Consider the following 11,038-nt stretch of genomic DNA (forward strand, 5'->3'; position numbering starts at 1 on the left):
GCCCGCCGCGTGCTCTCCGAGCGCTTTCCCCATGAAAAAGCCGGGATAGAGAAGTTTTTCGGTGTCATACGGGCCATCCACGGGGAGGTTGCGAAGCTGCCCCGTGAGAACTGGAAACTCCTTTTCCTTCTCCCGGTGTTTCCCCTGCTCTTCCGGAATCTGGTGTTCAGGGAAAAAGCCACGGTCGGGCAGTTTCTCGACAGCATAATAGGGGACGAGGACCTGAAGCTGGCCCTTCTTGGAAACCTCGTGTATTACCATGACGATCCCTACACCCTCTCCCTCATATTCTTTGCCGTCGCTCAGGGGAGTTACTTCACCGGGGGAGGGCACTACGTGAAGGGAGGGTCCCAGAAGCTCTCCGACTACCTGGCCGGGGTGATCAGGTCCTGCGGGGGGGAAGTGCTCTACCGGCACCTCGTCACCGGCATCCTCACGAAGGATGGGAAGGCTATCGGGGTGCGCTACAGGAAGACGACGGGTGGCGATGAGGAAGGAGAGGAAGCCGTCGGGCGTGCAATCATCGCGAACGCCTCCATACCCTCTGTGGCCCGTGACCTGCTCTCTCCCGGGGATAGCGGCCCCCTGAGGAGCCTGGTAGACAGGCTCGAGGTGGCCCCCTCCCTGACTACCCTCTACCTCGGCTTCAAAAGACCGGTGAGGGAGCTGGGGAACCCTTCGTACACCACCTTTCTCTTCGACGGGGGTGTCCGGAACCTCTCGGACATGAGGGAGAACAGGAGGGCCGATTACTCCCTTAGAAACGTAAGCTTCGTCGACTTCAGCCTGATCGACTCCGGGCTGACCCCGGAAGGGAAGAGTTTCGGTTCCATGGTCTGCGTGGACTACCTCCCGGAGTGGGAAGGGCTGGGGCCGGACGAGTACAGGGAGAAGAAGGAGCAGGTAGCAAAGACCTTTATCAGAAGGCTGGAAACCCTCATCCCGGGTATCGCGGAGGAGATAGAGTATCGGGAGGTGGCGACCCCGAAGACCATCAGGCGCTTCACCCTGAACCCCGGGGGAACGGCCTACGGCTTCGCCCAAACCACGGGCCAGGCGGGCCGGAAGAGGATGAAACTCAGACCCCCGGTAGGGAACCTCTACTTCGCCTCGGCATGGCTGTTTTCCGGCGGGTTTTCCGGCGCCATAATGGGCGGTCACTTCTGCGCGGAAGAGGTGTGGAAAAGGCTCCGGAAGTGACCTGATAGATTCCCCCCCGCAAATGTTATGAATACATACTATTCAGTTAGAAAGTAGAAATTGGAATTGCGGGTCAGGGGTGCCCGGAGGGTCAGTTCCCATATCCTCAGAATATGAGAAAATGGGAACTGACCCCGAGATGTTCGGAGTTTCGAATCTTCGACTGCTCGGCTGTTCGAGCAATATATCTTTCTCAGTTAACCCCGAAACTGGAAAGTCAGAGAAATTTTATTCGATCAGGCAGAAATAAATTCAAGTTCATGAAGGGTTTCAAGCGGGATCTTCTTGGTTGCGTCGAGTATTTCTATCGCGACAATTTCGTTTTTCGTTGTCGTATGAAGTATTACTCCCTCTGCGACTTCTATAGCACCGTCAGGTTTTTTGGTAGACATCTGAATGTAAGCAGCATCTACGTCTTCATCGTATAGTACTTTCACCGGTTACCTCCAATCTTTCCTCTTCAATGGATACACCGTCACGATGATAACCTCTTCTTTTTCTATCTTATACACTACCTTGAGAGGGTATCCAAAGTATTTGTCCCGAAACCTTCTGATAGTTGTTTGCTTATCGTTTCCTTTGTCCGACAAGTCAGGTTTTTCAATGGGTTTTTCAATATCATTTGGCGCTATCTTATATAGCTTCGTATTGTTCTTTGCATGTCTGGAAAACTTCATGAAGATCCCTTCGTTGTTCTTGAAAAGCGCACATCATATTTAAGCAATTTTTGTTCTTAATACATCATTTCCCTGTATAAACTTAAAATTATCTCCATTATGATTTCCGGTTTTTCTCAACTTCCCAGCCTCCAGTTTTCCCGGCTGGTCGGATCTTCGATTCCTCCATTGTTTGAAAACTCATGTTTTTGTTTTTTCCTCTCTCTGCTTTCTAACCAGAGTATCTTATAATTAACAAAAACTTGCGAATGATTATCATATGGAAAAAAATCGCATCAACCTGATATACATTCTCACTCTTGGCCTCTGGCCTCTCATCCCTATTTATTTCATCCTCCGATTTACCGAAAACAATATCTGGTTGGCATTCGTGGCTTACCATGTCGGTTGTCTCATTGTTCCCCGGAGTCATATAAAGAGAGCACGTTTTCCCATTGCAAACTGGCGCTCCTGGATTCTCATGGTAGGTATCACATCGGCCCTCCTGCTATTGGCGATTTCTGCGTTTACACTCTGGTTGGCAAAGATGGGGTTGTTCACACAAGAAGGAATGTCAGCACTCAACAGGATCCAACCATGGCCACTGTTCGGTCTTTACATACTCATTGTTAATCCGATACTAGAGGAATATTATTGGAGAGATTATCTTCAGGAGAGGGCGGGACTTTTTCTCTCAACTGCCCTTTTTGGACTCATACACTTTCCTTTCTACGCCCTTTTTCTCGGCTATCTCATCGGCTTTGTTACCTGTTTTTCACCGTTTCTTCTCGGCCTTTTCTGGGGATGGCTGTTTCGCCGCTTCGATACTCTCTGGCCGGGTATCATATCGCATCTCGCGGTCAATATTGCAATGTTTGTGATAGCAACTCTAGCTCGAACATAAACCCTTTGTTTTCATTACAGAAAAAACATTTTCCAGCTTATCAACGCCAATAAAAATGCCCCCCCCGAAAGGATATACGGAGCGATCTTTTTTAACATTTTCCCGAGCGCAACAGGAGCTGCATCCCCTGAATCGGTTAAATAGGGATAGAGTCGCGTTCCGACTGCCCAGGCCAAAAAAGCCCAGACCATTCCGGCCAAAGCATCAGCAACAATGTGCATCTTCACGAACAATGTCGAAAATGTTGCTGCTACTGTTAAAGAAAGTATCAACATATCGCCTATCCCCTTCAAACGCTGCCCGCGGCACATGAGATAGAACAGCCAAACGAAGGCCACGTGCATGCTCGGGAAGTTGTTTGCCCCTGCTGGATACGCGCCATATTGAATCGAAAGGAAACGCTCTGCAATCGATTGGCCGAGTTCCGGTTTGTAAAATGCTGTTGGAAACATCACGTATACAAAAAAGGCTGAAACATTTGCGATTATAAAGCTGAGAAGCATTCGATTCACGCGATGCCAATCAACCATAATGAAGAGAGAAAAGAAGGGAAGGATAAAACAAAAATCGTAGAGCCAGACAAATCCGGGAATCACGGGAATCTGTCTGTCAAGCCGGGATGTCAGATCGCGTGAAAGGAGATTCGAGGCAGAGATATTCACAGAAGTAAACGCCAGCAACCAGATGATATACACGAGGAGGATGATAACCAGGTAAAACCGCCATTCTCGAATCTTCTGATCTTCCCTGTTTTTCACAGGCAGAGCCGTCCTCATCTCTCAGCATACCGCATGACCTTTGTTTTGCTCCCCGATCCAAACCAGCGATAATCAATCCCGGTAAGCAAACAACCGGGATTTAGTCACCCATTCTTGAAATCCGGCCCGGGAAAGGAGACGGTCACCTTTAACAGTGGGCGAAATCATTCATGCAGGACTGCAGCAACTCCTCGAAACGAGCCCACTTGAACCGAAAAGAGGTTTCGAGGAGCTTTTTCGACGAGTAGGTGATGAAAAACTCAGGACGCCAAACGGTGAAGCCCAATCTTCCAGCCGACCGTGACAGCAGATGGGTTATCGAGGGGAGTTTCTGCATCAATACCGAGACATTCCCAAGAAGCTTCGCACGGCCGAGTGGATACCCCGATCGATTGAGGACTCTCAGGTATGCCTCGAAGGCTTCATCGAAGGAAATAGGATTATCCACTACAACATTAAATACCTGTCCCTCGCATCCTTCGCGATGCATCAGGTGCGCTGCTGCTTCGGAAACATCTTCCACGTGGGCATAGCTGAACTTCCTGTCCTTCACGGCCCGTGCAAGAAGGAAGCTCGAGAAAGCAGCACTTCGAAGTGCTACCCCCACAGGAGTGTGTTCGCCAGGGCCAAATAAACCAACCGGTCGAATAATGATGGTTGGCAGGCCCGACTTTTCCGCAACCTCAAGGGCTATGGATTCTCCAGCGAGCTTCGAACGGCCGTAAGGCTCTACTGCCTTGGGCCTCACATCTTCAGTGATCGGTTGGTCAGAGCTCGCGAGTAAACCGTAAACCGCAGCGCTGCTGCAGTAAAGTGCAGCACTAACCCCAGATGCAGCAGCGCACTCCCACACTTTCCGCGTCCCCTCCTCATTGACCCGGAACAGATCATCCCCTGAGGCCATTGCGTCCACTAATGCAGCAAAATGATAGACCGAGTCAACGTCTTTCATTGCTCTTACGAGGGACTGCCTGTCGAGAATATCTATGGTAATCGTTTCCACATCGTGGAAGCCGGCAAAATACCTAGCGTGAGCCGTTCGACGAATCCCCGCTTTTACCCGAAATCCTCTTTTTCGCAGCGATTCAATCATCCACCTCCCTACAAATCCCGATGCCCCCGTAACCAATGCTACCCGGCGCATAGCGGCTACACCCTTTTTTTCACAAAAAATCTACCAATTCCCATACAGTCAATATCCGTGGACAGGAAACACCGGACAGCATCCTCCGGGGAACAGACAATCGGCTCATTTCGAACGTTGAAAGATGTGTTTAGAACAAGGGGCACACCCGTTAACCTTTTGAACTCATAGATGAGCTCCCAATACAGGGGATTCGCCGATCGAGATACCGTTTGCAATCGGGCAGACCCATCGACGTGAGTAACGGCTGGAATTTTTGCCCTGTAGGCATCTTTCACAGGAGCTGTGAACAGCATAAAGGGTGACGAAGACAGTCCCTGCATATCGAAATATTCCTGAGCATCTTCCTCAAGTACTGAGGGGGCAAAAGGCCGAAAAGGCTCCCTCCGCTTTACTTTTTCGTTTATTCTGTCTTTCATCCCATCATCACGAGGGTCAGCCAGTATACTCCTGTTACCGAGAGCCCGCGGGCCAAATTCCATCCTACCCTGAAACCACCCTGCCACCTTGCCCCTTGCTAATTCGATCGCGACGGTTTGTTCGATGTTATCCACTATCTCCCACTGAATCCTCTCCCTGTATAGGTGAAGAGAGACAAGGATCTCTCCCTCATCGTACTCAGGGCCCAGATACACCTGATTCCATCGAGAATCGTGAGCCGGAGACCGATTATTCTTCTGATAATAGGCATTCAGGGCCGCTCCAACGCTGCAGCCCTCATCGCTCGCCGCAGGTTGCACGAAAATGTCATCGAAGAGCCCGGAACGGGCTATAACTCCGTTGAGAGAGCAGTTCAGCGCTACGCCGCCCGCAAGGCACAGACGAGTTATCCCCGTAGTGGAACGGGCGTGGGTCAGCGAATGCAAAACGGCACGGTAAAGTGCCTCCTGAAGGGCCGCCGCAACATCCGCATGACGATCCTCGATCTGATCGTCAGGCCGTCTTGGAGGACCGAGTTCTCCAATGATCAGATCCTTAAAAGTATCCTGTGCGAGCAAAGGCGTGGAGTATCTTCCCTCACTCTCCAGATGGACGATCGATTCAAAGAAATCACGGTATCGACAGGGGTCTCCATACGCAGCCAGCCCCATCACCTTGTACTCGTCCCCCAAGCTCCGAAAACCTAAGAAAACCGTAACAATTAGGTAAAGGGCGCCGAGCGATGTTGGCAGGAACACACGACGCAACTCCCTGATATTCGAACCCTCCCCGACTGCGAGGATAGAACTCTCCAACTCCCCCGTACCGTCGAGGGTCAATATCAAGGCCTCATCGAAACCCGACGCGTAGTATGCACTCGCCGCGTGTGAATCGTGATGGCGCACAGGGATAAAAACATCAGGCCTAGTTCCCACCATTCGCTCGAACTGTTCGAGGACCGCACTCCGGCACAACATCGTCCGATACAACTGCATATACGACTCCTCAACCTTTCCCGCAGCGCCATCCGATAGAAAGGGCCTCAGCAGTTCCAATCGCTTTGCGATAAGGGGCAATTGAAAGTCGCAATAGTGTGCCACCATGTCCACTTCATCGATGGTGATACCGGCCGTATCGAGACAGTATGCCACTGCATTGACCGGAAGCAAAGTATTCCCCGCCAGATTGAGCGCATGTTTAGCGCGAGTGAATCTCTCTTCGGCAGCACATGCCAAAACCTCTCCATCGACCACAATTGCAGCTGAGGCATCATGGCCTAAATAGCCGAGGGGAAACATGGAAAAGGGAACTTCACCATCCCTGAAAGAGAATATACCGTCGAACCCAAGATCCGTTTTCGCAAAGAGGCTTCTTCCGCCGCCGGGAAGACGCGAATCCCTCGTAAAACCCGTGTAGCCGAGCACAATCATCCTTCATCGCCTCTTCCGTTTGTGCCCTTACGGAGTGTTACGAAGTAACGGTCAGGCTTCAGCATGAGATCGAGTGCAATAAGCTGCTCCCTTTTCGGCAAGAGTTCGAACCGCTCCACCAGTTCAGGCGAACTGATGTAACGGGAAACGCTCTCAGCCACCCCGAGCCACCTGTCGATCTCGAAGCCAGTCGTGAATACCAGATCGAGAAGTTCTCTCATTTCGATGAGCGTTTCATGTGGATTTAAAAACTGGTCGGCAATCCAGGCAGGCTCTTTGATAATCTTCTCCTTCGCCGAATCAGACAGCGAATCACCGAACAGGTCACTCAAGACGTTCCCACCTCCTGTGCTCAAAGCAAAATCACGGGCGAGTTCCACCGGATCAGCTGAGTCCGGCTTTACAGATAGAAGCATATCGAGCAAACACCGGTTGAGAGAGTGGCGGTACCTTCCGTGGCGGCCATAGACCCAGAGGTAGAATTCACCATCATCCTTCATCACATTCTTGAGATTGGTGAGAACCTGTCCCATGTTTTGCGTGTGATGCAGTACGCCAAGACAGAGGATGAAGTCAAAGGGCTCATCATCGAGCCCGGGTTTCATGAGGTCCCATTTTTGAAAGCGGATGTTTCGCAGCCCCGCTTTTTGAGCCGCCTTCTTCGCAATAGAAAGCGACGGTGATGATATATCCACCCCTAGAAAGTCAACATTGCTGTGCTGTTTCGCCAGGGAAACAGACGTGTTCCCCGTCCCGCATCCAGCATCCAGAACCCTCCTCCTAACAGTTTCTCCACCGTCCCTTCCAGATAGCCTCTTCGTCATCCGCCGCATGAGAATCAGGCCGTCCTGATCAGGTGGTCGGACGCTCGGAAATTGGTAAAGCTCGTAGAATCGCCGTACCTTACCGGTCACATCACCATCTGCATTGGAAATTATCTCCTCACCCGTCACCCTGTTATAACCATCACCTTCACACATAGAATTCCTTCGCTCTGGAAAATCTTTCTGCGACGATGAAGTATCTCCGGAGATGTTTTCTCGCCACTTCATCCCGAACCTCATCTAACATCATCTGAGAACTGACGACATAGGCCATGAAAAACCCGTCTATCTCTCTCTGAGTAAAATAATTCGGCAGCACCCTAAGGGCATTGTCGATCCTCTCCTTCGTGAAGGCGAACTCCTGTATCGCTTTCTTCTTCAAATGAACGAGCCTCTCGAGGCTGAAATCGTAGGGTCCCTCTCCCACCTGCACGTAATCACGCTGCACACTGTAACCATCTTCCTTGAAATAGCCGAGTGATCGGGCCAGGCGGTACAGTTCCGTACCGGGAAAGTAAACGACGGTAAAATATGTGGCGCCGCACAGTGCAGACGCCTTTGCAAACTCGATCGTCTGAAGCGCCTCTTCTTCGGTTTCCGTGGGAAATCCAAGCATGAAGAAACCACGGGATATAACACCCACTTTCGCCGTATACTCGATCGCGCGAAATACCCTGTCGAGCTTCAGGTTTTTCCTTATCAACTTCTGCAACCTCGGTGATGCCGTCTCTACAGCATAGGAAATAAATTTCGTTCCCGCCTCTGCCATCTTGTCTATGAGTTCCTCATCCATCATGTCGCCTCGCACTCCGTTGGGAAAAGAAAATGTCAGGTTCATTCCGCTCTTGATAATGAGATCGCATATCGCCTTGGCACGGTTTGGATTGAAGTTAAATATGTCGTCTATGATCTGGAAATCTGTAATGCCATACCGATCATGGAGGAATCGGATTTCAGCAAGAACGTTCTCAGGTGATCTTGCGCGAAACTTCTTGCCCAGGATATGGTGGCAGTACATACACCGGTACGCGCAGCCCCTCGTGGTAAGAATATTGCCATGGGGTTGATAGATCTTGGACGAGAAGGTCAGGTACTGGTTTGAGAATTCATCGAGGTCGACCAGCGAATAGTCCGGAAAGGGAAGTGAGTCGAGATCGAGATTCAAAAGCCGTGGCCCGTTCCTCACAACCTTTCCATCACACAGATAAGCGATACCGGGAATATCGGTCACAGGAGCTCGTTCAAGCAAGCGACCCACGAGGTCGTTTGCCGTTAACTCGCCCTCTCCTATGACCACGAAGTCTATAGTTCCACTCTTAATCGGTTCCTCCGGATCATCAGTAGGATACGGCCCCCCCGCAACGAGGAAACAGTCACTGTTCCAATCCTTAACAGTTTCTGCGAGGACAAACATGGAATCCTTCCCTATCGTTAAACATCGAATTCCAACCATATCTGGTTGCCACTCTTCCAGGATTTCCCTTGTTTTTCTTCGCTCATCATCATGCTGGTTCGGTTTCGATATGAGTGTCCAGATCCGAATCGTAACCCGGTTCCCAAACTGTTTTTTCAACGAAGAGGCAATATACATGAGACCCAGGGAATGCTCCACCGATGGCCACACTTCTTCCAGCGTAGTCCGCAATATATCTATGAGCAGAATTCTCATATCACCTCAACCCATTTCGGCCCAGGAGAGACCTTGTCAACCGAAGCGCGCAACATCATGGTGCCTTCATTCGTCTGAACAGACAATACTCGGAACCCCATCATCTGATAGAGACCCCGCATCGGCCTGTTTCTCCCGGTGTCCCGGAACGCTGCATCAACGTGGGAAAACCCCTTTTTGGAGGCATCATGAACGAGAAAAGTGAGGATTGATCTTTCAACACCCCGGCCAAGGACTCGACAGGACACAGCGAGGTATCGCAATGTCCAGGAATCGTTCATTGAATCGACTATAGCAACACCGATAGTGCCATAGTCTCCAAACCGATCAGCAAGATCCGCAACATAAATCTCTGTATTTTGGGCCTCGTCCCTCAGGATCCTGTTCAATTCATCCTGAGGGAGGACCCGTCCCACCGTATTCAACTGGTGGGTTCGGGACATTAGTTCCAAAATTCTCGGAATATCATCCTCCTTCATCGGCCGAATCCTTAGACACATGTTGCAAGATTTCAGAAACTCTTCCCGCGTTGAGAAGCGACTTTCTGCCTCCTTCCTTTGCTGCTCAGCCTGATAGAAACGGCGGCGGGCGCGGCCTTCTTCCGTTAATTTCTCAGGGTTGAAATAAGTAATTAATGGGAGCTCTTTCACACTTCTTGCGTTGATCGTCATTACTTCCGGAAGCATGTAAGCAACCTGCTCGAGTTCGAAACTGTCGTCGTCTACAAAAGCGATGGAATCGAGCCCTATGCCCAGTTCCTTCGTGATAGTGATTATATTCTTAGGTTTGGGTTCCCAGTTTATCTGCGGAACAAGGAAAAGATCATAAAGATTGTGTTCCTTCAACACTGCCAGGGCAACATCTTCCTCTCCCCGGCTTGCAATCGAATGAAGGATGCCTCGGCTATCCAGTTCCTCGATTACATGACATACCTCCGGGCGAATCTTGACGTCACCCTCGAGACAAACACCGTCCCAGAGCGTATCATCAAGATCCCAAATCACGCATTTCTTTGTCTTTTCCATTCTTAACTCCTTGAAGAGGAGTTATAGGAGGCAGCACCCCCGTTCTTTGCCGTATGTAGTCGGCAATATCTCTAACCGTCGAAAAATTCTCCGGAAGCAGGTCCTCGTCGGGTATGGTAAGGCCAAACCTCTGCTCGACATGTATTACGAAGGAAATTAGCCCAGCTGAATCTATTATCCCTTTATCGAACAGGTTCTCATCATCGTTGAAGGCTGTATCGATTCCCCTCGGGAGATAATTCTCCCTTATGTATGTCCAGAGAATCGCTTCGATGTCTTTGGTCATAAGAAAATACCTCAAGACAAAAAGAGCATCCCACCGATGCTTCCTGCTCAGTACCAAAATCTGTGAGTATTGTTGAAGTCCCCCCTGAACTTCGAGAAAGGTTAGCAACAACAAAAAACAAACAACGTTTCAAAAACGCATTTAGATAAATGGTAACAAAACTGAGTTGTGTGTCAATACGAACAACATAAGTAATTGTACTTATTTTATTTAAATCTCAGTTCGAATTTTGTTTCCCCTTTTACAACAATCATGCAGCTCCCAGTTTGCCGATGTCCTGCTATCTGGTTTTCTCGGATCTTCGAATCCTCGGATGTTCGAACCATCGTCTCGGTGAGTAGATGGCAGTTCAGAGTTTAGAGTTTAGAATTCAAAGTTAACACCAAATGGAAAATATCACCTGTTTTTCATCGAAACCTTGAAACTTCTGCCCCTCGGACCTTGCCAGCAAACTTCCCGGCATGGGATATCTGTCTACATAGGCTTTCCGGATCCCCTGTTGTGTGGATCCTTGGAACTTCGGCTGTTCGAACCATTTGGTTTTCGGTTTTGGTGCTTTCTGCTCTCTTTCACTTAATCCAACGTTTCCGTCGCTGCTAATTTTTCATAATAAGCTTCACTCAGCAAATTTTTACCCGAGAGCAAATGGTCCAGATACTCCCTGTCGGGCCTGATGCCCTCCCTGATCCACTCGGGCTGCGCGATGTAGGTATCTGTCTCGA

Annotated in this window: 11 protein-coding genes; 2 read left to right on the forward strand and 9 right to left on the reverse strand. The window is 49.9% G+C overall.

All coding sequences use genetic code 11. The annotated features are described in order from the left end of the window. Positions 1-1,200: oxidoreductase (locus GTN70_05265; GenBank protein NIO16392.1), on the forward strand; the 1,200-nt coding region annotated here is incomplete at its 5' end. Positions 1,201-1,436: 236 nt separating this feature from the next. Here the strand turns inward: GTN70_05265 and GTN70_05270 are convergent. Both GTN70_05270 and GTN70_05275 read right to left on the reverse strand, forming a co-directional pair. Further along, positions 1,437-1,637, reverse strand: coding sequence for a DUF2283 domain-containing protein (locus tag GTN70_05270; GenBank protein ID NIO16393.1), 201 nt, complete (start codon positions 1,635-1,637; stop codon positions 1,437-1,439). A gap of 3 nt (positions 1,638-1,640) precedes the next feature. Continuing rightward, complete coding sequence (locus GTN70_05275) at positions 1,641-1,877, reverse strand: DUF4258 domain-containing protein (protein NIO16394.1); 237 nt, start codon at positions 1,875-1,877, stop codon at positions 1,641-1,643. A 259-nt stretch (positions 1,878-2,136) separates the two neighbouring features. On the opposite strand from GTN70_05275, the gene GTN70_05280 reads away from it, so the two are divergent. Next, positions 2,137-2,760, forward strand: a complete 624-nt coding sequence (locus tag GTN70_05280) for a CPBP family intramembrane metalloprotease (protein NIO16395.1) — start codon at positions 2,137-2,139, stop codon at positions 2,758-2,760. A 14-nt stretch (positions 2,761-2,774) separates the two neighbouring features. Here the strand turns inward: GTN70_05280 and GTN70_05285 are convergent, their stop codons facing one another. The 7 genes from GTN70_05285 to GTN70_05315 form a co-directional block, all read right to left on the reverse strand. Then, entirely contained in the window at positions 2,775-3,518 is a 744-nt protein-coding gene (locus tag GTN70_05285) for a hypothetical protein (GenBank protein ID NIO16396.1), read from the reverse strand. Positions 3,519-3,666: 148 nt separating this feature from the next. Further along, entirely contained in the window at positions 3,667-4,611 is a 945-nt protein-coding gene (locus GTN70_05290) for an NAD-dependent epimerase/dehydratase family protein (GenBank protein ID NIO16397.1), read from the reverse strand. Between the two features lie 56 nt (positions 4,612-4,667). After that, entirely contained in the window at positions 4,668-6,512 is a 1,845-nt protein-coding gene (locus GTN70_05295) for a nodulation protein (protein ID NIO16398.1), read from the reverse strand. Then, positions 6,509-7,564, reverse strand: a complete 1,056-nt coding sequence (locus GTN70_05300) for a methyltransferase domain-containing protein (protein NIO16399.1) — start codon at positions 7,562-7,564, stop codon at positions 6,509-6,511. The genes GTN70_05295 and GTN70_05300 overlap by 4 nt, the downstream gene beginning before the upstream one ends. Continuing rightward, positions 7,485-9,005, reverse strand: coding sequence for a radical SAM protein (locus GTN70_05305; GenBank protein ID NIO16400.1), 1,521 nt, complete (start codon positions 9,003-9,005; stop codon positions 7,485-7,487). Before GTN70_05305 ends, GTN70_05300 begins: the two co-directional genes overlap by 80 nt. Next, the gene (locus GTN70_05310) at positions 9,002-10,030 is read right to left on the reverse strand and encodes an HAD-IIIC family phosphatase (protein NIO16401.1); all 1,029 of its coding nucleotides are present in this window, start codon (positions 10,028-10,030) and stop codon (positions 9,002-9,004) included. Before GTN70_05310 ends, GTN70_05305 begins: the two co-directional genes overlap by 4 nt. Then, the gene (locus GTN70_05315; protein ID NIO16402.1) at positions 9,993-10,316 is read right to left on the reverse strand and encodes an acyl carrier protein; all 324 of its coding nucleotides are present in this window, start codon (positions 10,314-10,316) and stop codon (positions 9,993-9,995) included. Before GTN70_05315 ends, GTN70_05310 begins: the two co-directional genes overlap by 38 nt. Between the last annotated feature and the right edge of the window lie 722 nt (positions 10,317-11,038).

Source organism: Deltaproteobacteria bacterium, from assembly GCA_011773515.1.
GTDB lineage: Bacteria > Desulfobacterota > Deferrimicrobia > J040 > J040 > WVXK01.

What these genes read in the sequence shown, in the direction of transcription:
- GTN70_05275 (NIO16394.1), bottom strand. Translation starts at nt 1,877, where the DNA reads ATGAAGTTTTCCAGACATGCAAAGAACAATACGAAGCTATATAAGATA.
- GTN70_05280 (NIO16395.1), top strand. Translation starts at nt 2,137, where the DNA reads ATGGAAAAAAATCGCATCAACCTGATATACATTCTCACTCTTGGCCTC.
- GTN70_05290 (NIO16397.1), bottom strand. Translation starts at nt 4,611, where the DNA reads ATGATTGAATCGCTGCGAAAAAGAGGATTTCGGGTAAAAGCGGGGATT.
- GTN70_05295 (NIO16398.1), bottom strand. Translation starts at nt 6,512, where the DNA reads ATGATTGTGCTCGGCTACACGGGTTTTACGAGGGATTCGCGTCTTCCC.
- GTN70_05300 (NIO16399.1), bottom strand. Translation starts at nt 7,564, where the DNA reads ATGAAGTGGCGAGAAAACATCTCCGGAGATACTTCATCGTCGCAGAAA.
- GTN70_05305 (NIO16400.1), bottom strand. Translation starts at nt 9,005, where the DNA reads ATGAGAATTCTGCTCATAGATATATTGCGGACTACGCTGGAAGAAGTG.
- GTN70_05310 (NIO16401.1), bottom strand. Translation starts at nt 10,030, where the DNA reads ATGGAAAAGACAAAGAAATGCGTGATTTGGGATCTTGATGATACGCTC.
- GTN70_05315 (NIO16402.1), bottom strand. Translation starts at nt 10,316, where the DNA reads ATGACCAAAGACATCGAAGCGATTCTCTGGACATACATAAGGGAGAAT.